The sequence below is a fragment of the Sulfitobacter sp. PM12 genome (assembly GCF_045586035.1).
GTDB lineage: Bacteria > Pseudomonadota > Alphaproteobacteria > Rhodobacterales > Rhodobacteraceae > Sulfitobacter > Sulfitobacter pontiacus.
On the sequence record NZ_CP151529.1, the window covers coordinates 225241 to 242140 of the forward strand.

12 protein-coding genes are annotated in these 16900 nt (G+C 61.9%); 6 read left to right on the forward strand and 6 right to left on the reverse strand.

Going from position 1 to position 16900, the window contains the following annotated elements; genetic code table 11:
• The first annotated feature begins 8 nt into the window (after nt 1-8).
• On the forward strand, nt 9-2807 hold the full coding sequence (gene polA / locus AADW22_RS01070; protein WP_407474073.1) for a DNA polymerase I: 2799 nt from the start codon (nt 9-11) through the stop codon (nt 2805-2807).
• Between the two features lie 24 nt (nt 2808-2831).
• Here the strand turns inward: polA and AADW22_RS01075 are convergent, their stop codons facing one another.
• Both AADW22_RS01075 and AADW22_RS01080 read right to left on the reverse strand, forming a co-directional pair.
• Entirely contained in the window at nt 2832-3587 is a 756-nt protein-coding gene (locus AADW22_RS01075; protein WP_407474074.1) for a hydroxypyruvate isomerase family protein, read from the reverse strand.
• A gap of 49 nt (nt 3588-3636) precedes the next feature.
• Nucleotides 3637-4215, reverse strand: a complete 579-nt coding sequence (locus AADW22_RS01080) for a DUF1285 domain-containing protein (RefSeq protein WP_407474075.1) — start codon at nt 4213-4215, stop codon at nt 3637-3639.
• Nucleotides 4216-4285: 70 nt separating this feature from the next.
• Here AADW22_RS01080 and AADW22_RS01085 point away from each other — a divergent pair, with 70 nt between their 5' ends.
• The 5 genes from AADW22_RS01085 (at nt 4286) to AADW22_RS01105 (ending at nt 13217) form a co-directional block, all read left to right on the forward strand.
• Nucleotides 4286-5293, forward strand: a complete 1008-nt coding sequence (locus AADW22_RS01085; protein ID WP_407474076.1) for an AAA family ATPase — start codon at nt 4286-4288, stop codon at nt 5291-5293.
• Entirely contained in the window at nt 5290-6174 is an 885-nt protein-coding gene (locus AADW22_RS01090) for a DUF58 domain-containing protein (protein WP_407474077.1), read from the forward strand. Before AADW22_RS01085 ends, AADW22_RS01090 begins: the two co-directional genes overlap by 4 nt.
• Nucleotides 6171-8933: a DUF4159 domain-containing protein gene (locus tag AADW22_RS01095; protein ID WP_407474078.1), complete on the forward strand. Its 2763-nt coding sequence runs from the start codon at nt 6171-6173 to the stop codon at nt 8931-8933. The genes AADW22_RS01090 and AADW22_RS01095 overlap by 4 nt, the downstream gene beginning before the upstream one ends.
• Complete coding sequence (locus tag AADW22_RS01100; RefSeq protein ID WP_407474079.1) at nt 8930-10972, forward strand: hypothetical protein; 2043 nt, start codon at nt 8930-8932, stop codon at nt 10970-10972. The genes AADW22_RS01095 and AADW22_RS01100 overlap by 4 nt, the downstream gene beginning before the upstream one ends.
• A gap of 103 nt (nt 10973-11075) precedes the next feature.
• Nucleotides 11076-13217 (forward strand): response regulator, encoded by a 2142-nt coding sequence (locus tag AADW22_RS01105; protein WP_407474080.1) that lies wholly within the window; start codon nt 11076-11078, stop codon nt 13215-13217.
• Here the strand turns inward: AADW22_RS01105 and yaaA are convergent.
• From yaaA to AADW22_RS01125, 4 genes are all read right to left on the reverse strand, one after another.
• Nucleotides 13202-13981 carry a peroxide stress protein YaaA gene (yaaA, locus tag AADW22_RS01110; protein ID WP_407474081.1) on the reverse strand — a complete coding sequence of 260 codons (780 nt, stop codon included), beginning with the start codon at nt 13979-13981 and terminating at the stop codon, nt 13202-13204. The genes AADW22_RS01105 and yaaA overlap by 16 nt on opposite strands.
• Before the next feature lie 29 nt (nt 13982-14010).
• Entirely contained in the window at nt 14011-16056 is a 2046-nt protein-coding gene (gene recQ, locus AADW22_RS01115) for a DNA helicase RecQ (RefSeq protein ID WP_168592338.1), read from the reverse strand.
• A gap of 109 nt (nt 16057-16165) precedes the next feature.
• The gene (locus AADW22_RS01120; RefSeq protein ID WP_005850500.1) at nt 16166-16453 is read right to left on the reverse strand and encodes a YggT family protein; all 288 of its coding nucleotides are present in this window, start codon (nt 16451-16453) and stop codon (nt 16166-16168) included.
• Nucleotides 16454-16555: 102 nt separating this feature from the next.
• The gene (locus tag AADW22_RS01125) at nt 16556-16882 is read right to left on the reverse strand and encodes a BLUF domain-containing protein (protein WP_235183734.1); all 327 of its coding nucleotides are present in this window, start codon (nt 16880-16882) and stop codon (nt 16556-16558) included.
• Nucleotides 16883-16900 lie beyond the last annotated feature (18 nt).

The following is a 16900-nucleotide window of genomic DNA, read 5'->3' on the forward strand; positions in this document are numbered from 1 at the left end:
GCACCGACATGTCCGGCACATTTGGCAAAGGTCACCATCTGCATCTGATCGACGGGTCGGCGTTTATTTTCCGCGCCTATCACGCGCTGCCACCGCTGACGCGCAAGTCGGACGGGCTGCCGATTGGTGCGGTGGCGGGTTTTTGCAACATGTTGCACCGCTATGTCGAAGGCAACACAGGGCCGGATGCACCGACCCATGTGGCCGTGATCTTTGACAAGGGCAGCCATACCTTCCGCAATGACATGTATGACAAATACAAGGCCAACCGCGAGGCCATGCCCGAAGACCTGCGACCGCAGATCCCGCTGACCCGTACCGCCACCGAAGCCTTCAACATCGCTTGCAAGGAAAAGGAAGGTTTCGAGGCGGACGACATCATTGCCACGCTCGCCGTGCAGGCACGGGCCGCGGGCGGGCGCTGCACCATCATCAGTTCGGACAAGGATCTGATGCAGCTGGTCGGCGGCGGTGTTGAAATGCTGGATGCGATGAAAAACAAGAGCATTGACCGCGACGGTGTGTTCGAGAAATTCGGCGTCTATCCCGACCGTGTGGTGGATGTGCAGGCGCTGGCGGGCGACTCTGTCGATAACGTCCCCGGGGCACCCGGGATCGGGATCAAGACGGCCGCTTTGCTGATCAACGAATATGGTGATCTCGATGCGCTGCTGGAGCGCGCGGGCGAGATCAAGCAGCCCAAGCGGCGCCAGACCCTGATCGACCATGCCGACCAGATCCGCCTGTCCCGTGATCTGGTCAAGCTGGACGAAAACACGCCGCTGGACTTCACCCTTGACGATCTTGAGGTGCGCGACCCTGATGCAGATCAACTGCTGGGCTTTCTGGCCGAGATGGAGTTTCGCACCCTGTCCAAACGTGTGGCCGAGGTGCTGGGGAAAGAGGCCCCCACCATCGCCGAGGCACCGGTCGCCGCCGATGCCCCGGCCGCGGCGGATGTGCCCTTTGACGCAGAGCTCTATGAACACGTCAGTGACACAGCCGCGCTACAGGCCTGGATCGACCGTATCTATGAATTCGGCTATGTCGCCGTCGATACAGAGACCACCGGGCTGGACGATATGGTCGCGCAGCTTGTCGGCGTTTCGCTCTGTGTCGAACCGGGCAAGGCCTGCTACATCCCGCTCATCCACAAGGCGCGCGGCAGCGACGATCTGTTCGGGAGTGATGATCTGGCCGAGGGGCAGATCCCTACCGAAGAGGCGCTGCGCCTGCTGACCCCGATGCTGGAGGATCCCTCGATCCTCAAGATCGGGCAGAACATGAAATACGACAGCAAGATTTTCGCTCAGCTGGGGATCAACGTCGCGCCCATCGACGACACGATGCTGCTGTCCTACGCGATGCACGCCGGGCTGCACGGCCACGGCATGGACACGCTGTCTGAACGCTATCTGTCGCATACACCGATCCCGATCAAGCCGCTGCTGGGGACAGGCAAATCGGCCATCACCTTTGATAAGGTGCCGCTCGCCGATGCGGTGAAATATGCCGCCGAGGATGCCGATATCACTCTGCGTTTGTGGCAATTGTTCAAACCCCAACTTCACCGCGTCGGGGTGACGAAGGTTTATGAAACGCTTGAACGCCCGCTTGTGCCTGTTTTGGCGGCTATGGAACGCTCTGGCGTGAAGGTGGACCGCGATACGCTGAGCCGGATGTCCAACGCCTTTGCCCAGAAGATGGCGGGGCTTGAGGACGAGATCTATGAGCTCGCCGGGCGCAAATTCAACGTCGGCTCTCCCAAGCAGCTGGGGGAAATCCTGTTCGACGAGATGGGGCTGGAAGGCGGCAAGAAAGGCAAGACGGGGGCCTATGCCACCGGTGCCGATGTGCTTGAGGACCTCGCGACAGAACATGATCTGCCGGCGCGGGTGCTGGACTGGCGGCAGCTGTCCAAGCTGAAATCGACCTATACCGACGCGCTGCAGGATCACATCAACCCCGACACAGGCCGTGTGCATACGTCCTATTCCATCGCGGGGGCGTCGACCGGGCGGCTGGCCTCGACCGATCCGAACCTACAAAACATCCCGATCCGGTCCGAAGAAGGGCGGCGCATCCGCGAGGCCTTTGTCGCAGAGCCGGGCAAGGCGCTGGTCGCGCTTGACTATTCCCAGATCGAGCTGCGGATTCTGGCGCATATCGCCAATATCCCCGAGCTTAAGCAGGCGTTTCAGGACGGGATCGACATTCACGCGCTGACCGCTTCGGAAATGTTCGGCGTGCCGCTGGACGAGATGACCTCGGACGTGCGTCGTCAGGCCAAGGCGATCAACTTTGGCGTGATCTATGGCATTTCGGGCTTCGGTCTGGCGCGCAACCTGCGTATCCCGCGCGCCGAGGCACAGGGGTTCATCGACCGCTATTTCGAACGTTTCCCCGGCATCCGTACCTATATGAATGACACCAAGGCTTTCGCCAAAGAGCATGGCTTTGTGCAGACGCTCTTCGGTCGCAAGATCCACACGCCCGAGATCAGCGCCAAGGGCCCCCGCGCCGGTTTTGCCCAACGGGCGGCCATCAACGCGCCTATTCAGGGCACCGCCGCCGATGTGATCCGCCGCGCGATGATCCGCATGCCCGACGCGATCAGGGATCTGCCCGCCACCATGTTGTTGCAGGTCCACGATGAATTGCTGTTCGAGGTGGAGAAAGGGGCCGAGGACGATCTGATCGCCGCCGCACGCCAGGTGATGGAGAATGCAGCCGATCCGGTGGTCAAACTGGACGTGAAGCTCGACGTGGATGCAGGCGTCGGGGCGAGTTGGGCGGAGGCGCATTAATCGCCTCTGAAATACCCGCTGCGGCTAGCTGAGTGTCGTCCAGCCGAGGCTGTCCTCGGTCCGTGGGCCGGGGATATATTCGCCACTGACCCAGCCGCGATACCCCGCGCGGCGCAGGGCGGCGAAAAGCGCGGGGAAATCAACTGTACCCGCCCCTGGCGCGCTGCGATCGGGCGCGTCGCCAAGCTGCACATGTAGGATCAGATCTTTGTATTGATCGAACACCGCCACCGCGTCGCCGTGGATCATCTGGGCGTGGTAGCTGTCATATTGCAAACCGACGTTCGGCCGGTTCACAGCACGCAGCACATCGGCGGCAAGCGCGTAGTCGTTCATGAAATACCCCGGCATCGCGACGGGGTTCAGCGGCTCAACCGTCAGGGTAAGCCCCTTGGGCGCGATATCAGCCGCCCAGATCAGATTGTCGATGAAGGTTTGCCGCGCCAGCGCGCCTTGCCCGTTGCCCGCCATGACATGCAGATAGCGGACCTTGAGCGCGGTGGCATATCGAAACGACCGCTGGATATCGGCGCGGAAACGGGCCGCCAGTTCGGGCACCGCGGCAAAGCCCTGTGCGCCGCCGGTGTAATTGGGCGGCGGGGCGTTGATCAGGATCAGCTGCAAGCCGTTGGCGACACAGGCGCGCAGCGTCTCTTTGGCGGCCAGATCATAGGGGAAAAGCACCTCTACGGCGGTAAACCCCGCCTTTGCGGCGGCGGCAAAACGGTCAAGATAGGGCAGCTCGGGCCACAACAGAGTAAGGTTCGCGGCTGGCTTCATGAAGGATCATCCGGTTCGGGCCGCTATCGTCGCGCTGTGGCAGGCAGGATCAATCGGGCAGTTCGTCCGAGGGGATAATACCAAAGAAGCTGCCGCCCGACCATACGCCGAACCAGCCTTCGTGATGCACGCCAAGCTCGACCAGTCGGTAAAAGCTTTTGCGGTCGATCAGCGCCTCCAGGTTGCGGCGGACACGGACGTAGGGCGCGGGTTCACCATCTTCTGGGTCGCGCTCAACTCGGATAGGCAGTTCGGGGCCTGCGACGGCGATGTCTTCCAGGTTTGTCTGGAAGGTCAGCTTCTGGTCGGTGCCACTGCCTTCGGCCTCGAAATCGATGGCGACAAAGGGGGCGTCCTCGACCTTGATGCCGACCTTTTCAACCGGCGTCACAAGGAAATAATCATCTTCTTCGCGGATCAGAATCGATGCGAACAGCTTTACCAGCCCGATGCGTCCGATGGGGGTGCCTTGGTAGAACCACGTGCCGTCGCGTTTGATCTCCATGTCCAGATCGCCGCAAAACGGGGGGTTCCACTTTTCAACCGGCGGCAATCCGCGTGTTTTGGCGGCGGAAACAGACGCGGCAAGGCTTTCTGCTGTCGGGGTCACGGTTTTTTGTCCACTCATTGCTTTTGCCATTTCCTGTTCACACGATACACTTACATCTAACTGATATAACCCCGAGGACGCAAAAGTCATGACCCAAGCCCGCGATATGGTAGCAGAAATCGAGACGCTTGGCGAAAAGCTGGCCGAGGCGAAGGCGTCGATCAACCGGCGTTTCATCGGGCAGCAACGGGTCGTTGATCTGACGCTGACAGCGCTGCTCTGCGGGGGCCACGGGCTGCTGATCGGTCTGCCGGGTCTGGGCAAGACGCGGCTGGTCGAAACGCTGAGCACGGTAATGGGGCTGGATGGCAATCGGGTCCAGTTCACGCCCGATTTGATGCCTGCCGATATTCTGGGGTCAGAGGTGCTGGACACCGCCGCCGATGGCACCCGCGCGTTCCGCTTTGTCGAGGGGCCGATCTTTTGCCAGTTGCTGATGGCGGACGAGATCAACCGCGCCTCGCCGCGCACCCAGTCGGCTTTGCTGCAGGCGATGCAGGAAAAGACCGTGACCGTCGCCGGACAGGACCGCGCCTTGGGGCATCCGTTTCACGTACTCGCCACCCAGAACCCCATTGAGCAGGAAGGCACCTACCCGCTGCCCGAGGCCCAGCTTGACCGCTTTTTGGTGCAGATCGACGTGGCCTACCCCGACCGGGAGACAGAGCGGGATATTCTGCTGGCCACCACAGGGGATGCCGATGCGCAGGCCACAGCCGTCTTTACCACGGCAGAGCTGCTGGCCGCGCAAACGCTGCTGCGGCAGATGCCTGTGGGTGAATCGGTGGTCGAGCTGATCCTTGATCTGGTCCGCGCCTTCCGCCCTGACGGGCCTGATGCCAGCCCGCAAGTGCGCGATACCGTGGCGTGGGGCCCCGGCCCACGCGCCGCGCAAGCGTTGATGCTGACGGTGCGGGCGCGCGCTTTGTTGCAGGGGCGTCTGGCACCGTCCGCGGAGGATGTCATCGATATGGCCCGTCCTGTGTTGCTGCACCGTATGGCGCTGAACTTCGCGGCGCGCGCTCGTGGCGACAGCCTATCCGCGCTGATTGACACAACCGCTGCCAGCCTGATCGGGAAAAAGGCCGCGGCGTGAACAGCCCCGACACCCTTCGCATCCGATCAGAGGAGCAAGCCGCGCGTTTGCCCGCGCTGCTGGCCCGTGCAGAGCATCTGGCCGGTGCAGTCCTGCTGGGGGCCCATGGGCGTCGACGCGCAGGGGTGGGGGATGATTTCTGGCAATACCGTCCGGCACAGGCCGGGGATAGCCGTCGCAGCATCGATCACCGGCGTTCGGCAATGGGGGACCATGAGTTCGTGCGCGAACGCGAATGGCAGATCGCGCAGTCGGTCATGCTTTGGGTCGATCAGGGGGCGTCCATGCGCTTTGCCTCGACGGCTGCGTTGGAACAGAAGGGCGACCGCGCGCGGCTGATCGGGTTGGCGCTGGCGATCCTGCTGCAACGGGGCGGTGAACGGGTCGGGCTGACCGGCAGCGCCCTGCCCCCGCGATCCGGCAGGCCGCAGTTCCTGCGCCTTGCCGAAGCCCTGTGTCAGGACGACGCCGCCGACTACGCCCCGCCGGAACATCGCGCCATGATCCCCCATGCACGGGCTGTGTTCATCTCTGACTTCATGGGTGATCTTGCGGGGGTGACCACCGCGCTGACCAAAGCGGCGGACCGCGGGGTGCGCGGCGTGTTATATCATGTGCTGGACCCCTCGGAGGAGGCCTTCCCCTTCACCGGCCGCACCATCTTTGAAAGCGTCGGCGGCACGCTGCGCCACGAGACCTTGAAAGCGAACGACCTGAAAGACCGCTATCTGGAACGGCTCGCCGCGCGCAAGGCAGAGCTGCGGCATCTTTGTGCCCTGACCGGCTGGCAGTACGGGCTGCACCACACCGACAGCACCGCACAATCGGCGCTTTTGTGGCTCTATGCGGCGCTGGATACGCGCAGCGGGGGGGCAGCATGACCGTTCTAGGGGGCATCGGCTTTACCGCGCCGTGGATGCTGTTGGCGCTTCTGGCGCTGCCGATCCTGTGGCTGATCCTGCGCGCGGTGCCACCTGCGCCGATCCGACGCCGCTTTCCCGGCGTGGCGCTGCTGCTTGGGCTGAGCGATGATGAAAGCGTGTCGGACCGCACGCCGTGGTGGTTGCTGCTGCTGCGCATGCTGGCGGTGGCCGCGTTGATCATCGGGCTGGCCGGACCGATCCTGAACCCGCAAGAGGAACAGACCCAAGGTACCGGCCCGCTGCTGATCGTGCTCGACGGGTCGTGGGCGGGAGCCACACGTTGGCCGCAGCAAACCGAAGCGCTAGAGGCGCAGTTGACCCGTGCGGCACGCGCTGGACGCACTGTCGGTTTTCTGACCCTTACCCGACCAGAAGCACCCGCCTTTCAATCCGCTGACGCATGGCGCAGCCGCCTGGCCGGGTTTGATCCCGCCCCTTGGCAGCCCGCCCCCGCCGACATTGACCGCGCGATAGAGATCGCGGACACGCTTGGCGGTTTCGATACCCTGTGGTTCAGCGACGGGCTAGCCTATGCCGGGCGCGACGCGATGCTTGATGCGCTTCAGGGCAAGGGCAGCGTCGAGGTCTATCAGACTGGTGCAGACGTACTGGCACTGGCCCCCGCGACCTATGAGGACGGGGCGATTACCCTGACCGCCAAGCGCGCCCTCGCTGGTGCCGAGCGGTCGGTGACCATCACTGCGCAGGGCCGTGATCCCGCGGGCAATATCCGCGTCCTCGCCAGCGTTCCGGCCACATTCGAAGCAGAATCAACGCAGGCCAGCGCGGCCCTGTCCCTGCCCGCAGAGCTGCGCGCGCGGATCACGCGTTTCGACATCGCGGGCCAACGCTCCGCCGGGGCGACGACGCTGGTGGATGATGCGTTGCGGCGGCGCGAGGTTGGGCTGATCGCCGGACGCGAAAGCCGCGAAGGGCTGGAGCTGCTGTCCCCCCTGCACTACATCGAACAGGCATTGGCCCCCGCCGCCGATCTGATTGAGGGGGGGATTGGCGATGTGCTGCCCGCAAACCCAGATGTGATCGTGCTGGCCGATATCGCGACCCTATCGGAGGCAGAGCAGGCCCCCTTGATCGACTGGATCGAAGCCGGTGGCATGTTGGTGCGTTTCGCCGGTCCACGCATCGCTGCCAGCGACATCAGCCGAGATACCGAAGACCCGCTGATGCCTGTGCGCCTGCGTGCCGGTGGCCGCAGTGTCGGCGGCGCAATGAGCTGGGGCGCCCCGAAAACGCTGGACAGCTTCCGCGAATCCTCTCCGTTTTACGGGTTGGAGATACCGCAGGATGTGACCGTCTCGGCCCAGGTCGTCGCGCAGCCCGACCCGACACTGGCAGAGCGTGTGATCGCGTCGCTAAGCGATGGCACCCCGCTGGTCACCCGCAAGCAGGTGGGACAGGGGCAGATCGTATTGTTTCACGTGACAGCCACGGCCGAGTGGTCGACGTTGCCACTGTCGGGGCTGTTTGTGCAGATGATGGAACGGTTAGCGATTTCTTCATCTTCCGCCGGTATCGAGGCTTCGGACCTACAAGGCACGACGTGGACGCCCGTGCGCGTGATGGACGGGTTTGGCACATTATCTGACGCGGGTACGCTGCCCGGTGTGGACGGGGCTGATCTGATGGCCGCGCCTGCGGGCCCAGACCTGCAACCGGGGGTCTATGCCTCTGGCGATCGGCGCATTGCGCGCAATGTGGTGGTTGCAGATACCACATTGACCCCCGCGGCATGGCCAGCGGATGTGCCAGTACGTGGGCTTGATGTGGCCGATGAACAGCCGCTTGCTGGTTGGCTGTTGTCCCTGTCGATCCTACTGTTGCTCGCTGATGTCATCGCGTCGCTGTCCCTGTCCGGGCGGCTGCTCAGGCACAGCAATGCCGCAGGGCTGATCCTTGCGGCGCTGATCTATGCACCGACGCAGGCCGACGCGCAGGCGGACGACAGCTTTGCCCTGAATGCCACGGCGGAGATGACGCTGGCCTATGTGATCACCAGCAACGCGTCGGTTGACGAGATGTCGGATGCCGGATTGCGCGGGTTGTCGGATACGCTTTATTTCCGCACCTCGGTCGAACCTGCCAACCCCATCGGTGTGGATCTGGAGCGGGATGAGCTTGCCTTCTTCCCTATGCTTTACTGGCCCATCACCCCCGATCAGCCCCGCCCTTCGGATACGGCCTATCGCAAGCTGAACGACTATCTGCGCTCCGGCGGGATGATCCTGTTCGACACACGTGATGCGAATATCGCGGGCTTCGGGGCCGCCAGTCCCAATGGGCGCAAGCTACAAGACCTCGCCGCGCCGCTGGACATTCCCCCGCTTGAACCCTTGCCAGCGGATCACGTGCTGACCCGCACGTTCTATCTGCTGCAGGACTTCCCCGGACGGCACAGCGGACGCGATCTGTGGGTAGAGGCATCGCCCCCCGATGCCGAACAGGTAGAGGGGATGCCGTTCCGCAATCTGAATGACGGGGTGAGCCCGGTTGTCATCGGTGGCAATGACTGGGCTGCGGCCTGGGCGGTGTCGTCGAACGGCGCGCCGATGGTGCCCATCGGGCGCGGTTTCGCTGGGGAACGTCAGCGCGAGCTGGCCTACCGCTTCGGCGTCAATCTGGTCATGCATGTGCTGACCGGCAACTATAAATCCGATCAGGTGCATGTGCCTGCGCTGCTGGACAGGTTGGGCCAATGACATCAACCATCATCTTCGACCCGCTGATCCCGCTGCCGATGTTATGGGGCGTTGCCGCACTGGCGCTGGTGGCCGTTGCCTTGGCGGTGCTGCGTGGGTTGCAAGGCTGGGCGCTGCGGGGGGCGGCGATGCTCGTCGTTCTGGCGGCGCTTTCTGGCCCCTCCGTGCAGCAGGAAGACCGCGCGCCGCTCACCGATATCGTCGTGATGCTGGAAGACGAAAGCGCCAGCCAATCCCTCGCAGACCGGCCCGCACAAACCGCCGCCGCTGCAGAGACGTTGGCGGCTCAGATCACCGCGCGCGAGAATACGGAACTGCGCCGCGTGACCGTGCCCGATGGGGAGGGCGATAGCGGCACGCAGCTGATGACCGCCCTGTCAGAGGTGCTTGCCGAAGAGCCGCGCGCCCGGATCGCAGGCATCCTTGCGCTCAGCGACGGGCGCATTCACGACGCCGACCTGCCAGTCGATCTGCCCGCACCGATGCATCTGTTGATGACCGGAAAGCAAAGCGATTGGGATCGCCGCCTGTCCGTCCGCAACGCCCCTGCCTTTGCCATCATCGGCGAACCCGTGACCCTGACCCTGCGCATCGACGACCTTGGGGCCGCCCCGGAAAAAGACGCGCTGGCCCCGCTTGAAATCTCGGTCGATGGGGAGCCGCCGCAGACCTTCCGCGTCCCCGTGGGGCAAGATCTGGAACTTCCCGTCACCCTGCCCCACGGCGGGCGCAATGTGATCCGGTTCTCGCTGCCCGAGGCCGAAGGAGAGCTGACCGACCGCAACAATGCCGCGCTGATCCAGATCAACGGGGTGCGCGACCGCCTGCGGGTGCTTCTCGTCAGCGGGGAGCCGCATCAGGGCGGGCGTACGTGGCGCAATTTGCTGAAATCCGACAGCTCTGTCGATCTGGTGCATTTCACAATCCTGCGACCGCCGGAAAAACAGGATGGCGTGCCGGTGGACGAACTTTCGCTGATCGCCTTTCCCACCCGCGAGTTGTTCATGGAAAAGATCGAGGATTTCGATCTGATCATCTTTGACCGCTACAAACGCCGCGGCATCCTGCCGTCGCTATATCTTGAAAACGTCGCGAATTATGTGCGCGGCGGGGGTGCTGTGCTGGTCGCTGCCGGGGCGGATTTCGCGAGCGCCGACAGCATCTACCGCTCCCCCCTCGGAGAGGTCTTGCCCGCCACGCCGACCGCGCGGGTGATCGAACAGCCCTACCGCCCGCTGGTGTCCGAGCTGGGGCACCGCCATCCGGTGACCAGCGGCTTGCCCGAACAGGAAACATGGGGACGCTGGCTGCGGCAGATCGACGTGGCCGACCCCTTGGGCCATGTGGTGATGACCGGCGAAGATGACCGGCCGCTGCTGATCCTGAACCGTGTGGAAGAAGGGCGCGTTGCGCTCATGGCGTCTGATCATGCGTGGCTGTGGAACCGTGGCTATGAAGGTGGCGGCCCGCAACTAGAGCTGTTGCGACGGTTGGCCCACTGGATGATGAAAGAACCCGAGCTTGAGGAAGAGGCCCTGACCGCCACAGCCGAAGGCCAGACCATGCGCATCACCCGTCGCACGCTGGGGGACGACATCCCGCCTGTCACCCTGACCAACCCCGATGGCAGCACGGCAGAGATCACGCTTTCGCCAGCAGCGCCGGGTGTGTTCGAAGGGGTTTACGAAGGCCCCGAGATTGGTCTTTACCGGCTGGAAAATGGCGACCAAAGCGCGGTGATCGGTTTGGGCCCCGCCGCCCCGCGGGAATTTGTGGAAACGATTGCCAGCGACGAAACCCTCGCCCCCGTGCTTGCACCCCTGCGCGGTGGTGTCGCGCGGATCGAAGACGGCCTGCCCCGCCTCCGCGACATACGTGTCGGGCGCCCTGCAGCCGGACGTGGATGGATCGGGCTGACCCCTCGCAACGCCTATGAAACACGTGACGTGCGACAGATGCCGATCCTGCCCGCGTGGCTCGTCCTGTTGCTGGGCAGTGCCCTGATCCTTGCAGCATGGCTGCGCGAAGGGCGGCGTTAACCTTAAAAACAACGCCACCGCCCGATAAATCACGCACCGCTTAAGCAGTTGTTCACCCCAAGCCCCCCATGATCCCCCCGATAGGAGGGATTCGGAGCTTTGGATGAAACCAGCTGACCAGCTTGCCCATGAACAACGCCGCCGCGCAGAGGTGGAAGCGCTGCTTGAACAAACCCAGGCAGAGCTTTGTGCCGCTTACCGCAAGCTGGATGACCACGCGCAAAATGTCTCTGTCGAGATTTCTGAAACACGGGCGGAGGTTGAAAACATCCGCGGCGAAAACAAACGGGTGATGTCCGATCTATGTGCCGCGCGGGAACAGATCGAACTAACCCAACGCCGGCTGTGGCATTCGGTCGAAACCATCCACGACGGCTTTGCCTTTTTCAACAAAGACAATGAAATGATCATGGCCAATCGGTCTTATCTGGCCGTGTTCGACGGTATTGATGCCATCTGTCCGGGTGTCAGCTATTCTACCATCCTTCGCGTGCTCACCGATGAAGGGATCGTAAACATCGGGCGCCGCACGCCAGAGGAATGGCGCGCCAAGATGCTTCTGCGATCGCAGCAAAAGGCCCCGGCACCCATCATCATAAAGCTCTGGAATGGCGCATATATCAAGATTGTCGATCAAAGGGGAAAAGGCGGCGATATCGTATCACTCGCCCGCGACATTACCGAAACCGTGGAATACCAACGCAAGCTTGTCGATGCCCGCGCCACGGCCGAGGCAGCCAACAGCGCGAAATCCCTTTTCCTTGCCAAGATGAGCCACGAGATCCGCACACCGATGAACGGGATCGTAGGCATGACGGAGGTGCTTGGCGATACCGCGCTGACCCAAGACCAACGCCTATATGTCGACACCATAAAGACCTCTGGCGAAGCGTTGCTGGTCATCATCAACGACGTTCTTGATTTCTCGCGCATCGAGGCAAACCGACTGAGCATCCACCCCGCCCCCTTTGATCTGGAACGTGTCTTCCAAGAGGTACTGCTGCTTTTACAGCCCCTTGCGGTGCAAAAGGGGCTGGACCTCGCGCTGGATTACGACCTGTTCCTGCCGCGCAAGCTGGTCGGCGATGCAGGGCGCATTAGGCAAGTGCTTACCAACCTGGTGGGAAATGCTGTTAAGTTTACGCAAAACGGGCATATCCTGATCCGCGCCACGGGGCTGCCCGACGCGGGCTCTGGCAACGTACTGATCAAAATCTCTATCGAGGATACGGGCATCGGCATCGCGCCGGACATGATTGAACATATCATGGGGGAATTCACCCAAGCCAGCAGTGACCCCAGCCCCAATGCAGAGGGGACGGGACTGGGGCTCGCCATCTGCCAACGTCTGGTACAACTGATGGGGGGCGAGATTTGGGTCACGTCAGAGCATGGGGTTGGGTCGTGCTTCGGCTTCGAACTGCCCCTGAAGGCCCAAGAAGACAGTGCCGCGCCGCCGCTTAAGCCACCCCCATTCCTGCGCCATGTCCTGATTGTCGAAAGGGAAACGATCTGCCGATCGATCTTGCAGCGCAATCTGGAACATATCGGTGTGCGCGTGACTTCCTGTGGCACCGGTGAAGCAGGGCTGGCCGCACTGGACAGTAGCGTCGATCTGCTGCTTGTAGACGACACGTTGCCCGATATGGACGGGATCGAATTTGCCCGCGCGGTGCGCGTCACCGCCCCCGCGACCCAGGTAATCCTGTACAGTCAGACACCCGACAAAATCCGCGATAGTATGGATGATACGAGCGTGCGCCGGATCATGAAGAACCCGATCAGCGTCACCGAGCTACTGGCCGAGGTGTCAACGATGCAGCCGGTGCCTGTTGGTACCCGTCCGATGCGGGTCTTGGCGGCCGAGGACAATAAGACCAATCGTCTGGTACTTCGAAAGATGCTGCAACGGCTGAACATCGACCTGCAACTTGCCACTAACGGGCAAGAGGCAGTTGCGCTGTTTGAAACCTTCCGGCCCGATCTGGTGTTCATGGACATTTCTATGCCCAAGATGAATGGAAAAGACGCCGCCGCCGCCATTCGCGCGCTGGAAGGCGGGGCAAGCAGTTGCCCGATTGTCGCGCTGACAGCGCATGCCATTCAGGACGAAAAGGAAAGAATACTCGCCGCCGGGCTGGATCATTTCCTCACCAAACCCTTGCGCAAGGCGGAGCTTGTGGCGCTCCTTAACCGTTACTGCCCCAACGCGGCTTTCCCGCTGGAGGGTCAGCTGGTGGGATAGGGCCTTACAAATACAGGTTTTTCCGGCGTCGACAGCTCTTTCTGCCATGCGTACCCGCCGATATCGAAATCCTTGATCGCCTCGGCGTCGGTAAGCCGGTTCTGCACCACGAAACGCGCCATCGCGCCGCGGGCTTTCTTTGCGTAAAAGCTTACAATCTTGGGCCCTTTGCCGTCCGATTTATCTTCCATGAACTGTGGTGTCACAACCGTCGGCACCAACGCCTTAAGGTCGACCGCGCCGAAGTATTCCTGACTGGCACAATTCATCAACGCCTTGCTGTTCGTCTGTTCCGCCTGTTCGTTCAACGCTTCGGACAGACGCGCGCCCCAATAGTCGTACAGCGATTTGCCCTGCGGCGTTTTCAATCGGCTGCCCATCTCAAGCCGGTAGGCCTGAATGGCATCCAAGGGACGCAGCACACCATAAAGTCCCGACAGAATGCGCAGGTGATCTTGGGCATAGTCCAGTTCATCAGGGTCCAGGCTGGTCGCTTCCAGCCCCTGATAGGTGTCACCAGCAAAGGCAAAGGCAGCGGGGCGCACAACATCGGGGGACGGATTTTCCTCGAACGCGGCGAAACGGTCGCGGTTCAGCTTGGCCAGTTTCTCGCTCAGGTGCATCAATGATTGCAGATCACCAACGCTCAGCCCGCGGGCCACCTTGACCAAGGCGACTGCATCTTCCTGCAGGTCGGGCGTCGTCATAGCGATGTCGCGCGGGGTCCAGTCCATTTTCTTGGCGGGAGAGATAACGGTCAGCATGGATTTTCCTTTTTTGGTCGCAGCAAGAGCTAGCCCGCTTGTTGCAATACGTCCAGAAATGCGGGGCCAAACCTTTCGGTGCGTTTCTCGCCCAAAATGCGTTCGATGGCATCAAGGTTCGGCGCGTGCAGCTGCGCCACTTTTGCCAGCAGCGAGGTCGAGCAGCTCAACGGTTTTTCGCCGCCATCCGCCCCACGAGACAAGGTGGTTTGCACTTCGCGGAGTTGATCGAACACCGATCCTGCCGCGCGCCCCGCCAGCTTGCGCCGCGTCGGGTGCATCTCGGCGGCGGCCCCGTTGATCACCTCTAGAAACGCATCGCCAAAATTCTCGAGCTTTTTGGCCCCCACCCCGCCGATACGGGCCATAGCGTCCAGTGTATCCGGGCGTTGCTCGGCCATCTCGATCAGGGTGCGGTCGTTAAAGATGATATAGGCGGGCACTTTGGCGGCTTCTGCAAGCCCGCGTCGTTTCGCCTTGAGCGCAGAGAGCAGCGGCGCATCCTCGTCGCTGACCATCGCCTTGACCGCAGGACGGCGCTGCGATGCGGCGGCGCGGATACTGTCCCGACGCAGAGAGATCGACGCCTCACCGCGCAGAATTGGCAATGCGGCATCGGTCATGCGCAGCGCACCGTGACGTGCGGCATCGGGGCGCACCAGATCGTGCCCCATCATTTGCCGGAACACCGCCTGCCATTCGCGTTTGTCATATTCCTTGCCCACGCCATAGGTCGGTAAATCGCTGTGCCCGCGTTCACGGATTTTATCGGTTTCATTGCCCAACAGGATATCGATCAGATGACCTGCGCCAAACCATTCCTCGGTGCGCAGCATCGCCGACAGCGCCTTGCGCACGGCGGTGGTCCCGTCAAACACATCGACAGGTGTATCGCAAAGGTCGCAATTGCCACAGGTGACATCGGTTTCATCAAAGTATTTCAACAGGTTCGCACGGCGACACGCCAATGCTTCGGCCAGCCCCAGCAGCGCGTTCAGCCGTGCATGATCAGCGGCGCGCCGTTCGGGCGGGGCGAGCCCTTCGTCGATCTGGCTGCGGCGCAAACGGATATCATCAGGGCCGAACAACGTCAGCGTCTCGGCCGGCGCACCATCGCGACCCGCCCGCCCGATTTCTTGATAGTAGGCTTCGATGGATTTCGGCAGATCGGCGTGGGCCACCCAGCGGATATCCGGCTTGTCGATGCCCATGCCAAAGGCCACTGTCGCCACCACAATCAGCCCGTCTTCCTGCTGGAAACGGCGTTCGGCGGTGCGGCGGTCGTCCGCCTCCATCCCGCCATGATAATGCAGTGCCAGATGTCCGTCGTCGCGCAACGCTTTGGCCAGCCCTTCGGTCTTGGCCCGCGTTCCGCAATAGACGATGCCCGACTGCCCCCTACGCCCTGACGCAAAGTTCAGTATCTGCGCGCGCGGCCCGTTTTTGGCCGCAAAAGCCAGATGGATATTGGGCCGGTCGAACCCGCGCAGGAAGGCGCGCGGGGGGACACCGTCGAATAGTTTCTGAACGATCTCGGCTTGGGTTTCCGTGTCCGCCGTTGCGGTGAACGCGGCCAGCGGAACGTCAAGCGTACGACGCAATTCGCCGATGCGCAGGTAATCGGGGCGGAAATCATGGCCCCACTGACTGACGCAATGCGCCTCGTCCACGGCGATCAGCGATACGCCAACCCGTTTGAGCATGCCCGTAACCGACCCCGCAGCGAGCCGTTCGGGGGCCATATAGAGCAGCTTGAGCGTTCCGGCCTCAAGCCCTTCCCACACGGCATCGGTTTCCTCTGGCGTGTTTCCAGAGGTCAGCGCCCCCGCCCCGACGCCAAGCTCTTGCAGCGCGCGGACCTGATCGCGCATCAGGGCAATCAACGGCGATATCACCACCGTCACCCCGTCGCGCAAAAGTGCAGGCATTTGGAAACAAAGAGATTTACCACCACCCGTGGGCATGATGGCCAATGTGTTTTCGCCGGCGGTAACGGCCTCTACGATCTCTTGCTGGCCGGGGCGGAACCCGTCAAATCCAAAGACATCACGAAGTAGCGTGGCAGCGCCTGACATGAAAAACCCAACTGTATCTAACCTGCAGTTTGCAGAATCTCATAGTCGCGGGCGGGGAACAATCCCTGCCCGTGCGTCCAGCGGGGTCTTTGCCCCAGCAGCCACCCGATCAGTAGAACAGCGCGGCGTTGTTGATCAGCAGGATACGCAGAACGGCAACGGCGATCAGAACGACCAGCGGTGCCAGATCAAGCCCGCCCATTTGCGGCAGAAAGCTGCGGACCCGCCCATAAACAGGCTCCAACAAGCGATTCAGCCCATCCCAAACTTGCGCCACCAAAGGTTGACGAAGATTTAAAACCTGAAAATTAATCAGCCAGCTCATGATGACATGCGCGATGATGATGAACCAAACGATGTTCAGCAGAAGCATCAGGATCTGAAACAGGGATGTCATAAGGGGGCCTTTCGTTGCACAGCGCGAAAGTAGGTGCGCTGACATCAAAGAACAAGAGCGGCAGCGCCTTGGCACCGCCGCTCTTGGTAAAATCGCATCACATCACGCTTGCATCGCGTTGATGACGACAGAAAAATCCAGACTATCGACCTGAAGCATGGACCAATCGGCGAAATGCCGGGTCTCGATCGGCTTTTCATCGAGGATTTTGAAGCCGCTGTGACGACTGTCTTTCTGGATGTTTTCGATCAACTGGCGGATGGCGGCTTCTTCGCCCTCAAGCACCTGACAAAAGTTGCGTCCGTTGTAGGCCAAGGCACCGGTGACACCGTGTTTTTCATTCTCGCGCACAGCGACGGTAAATATGTCGGCAACATCCGCCTTAGAGACCGAAGGAACTGCGGTGCTGAAGTACAAAAGCCGGATCATCGACATACGGAGCCTCGT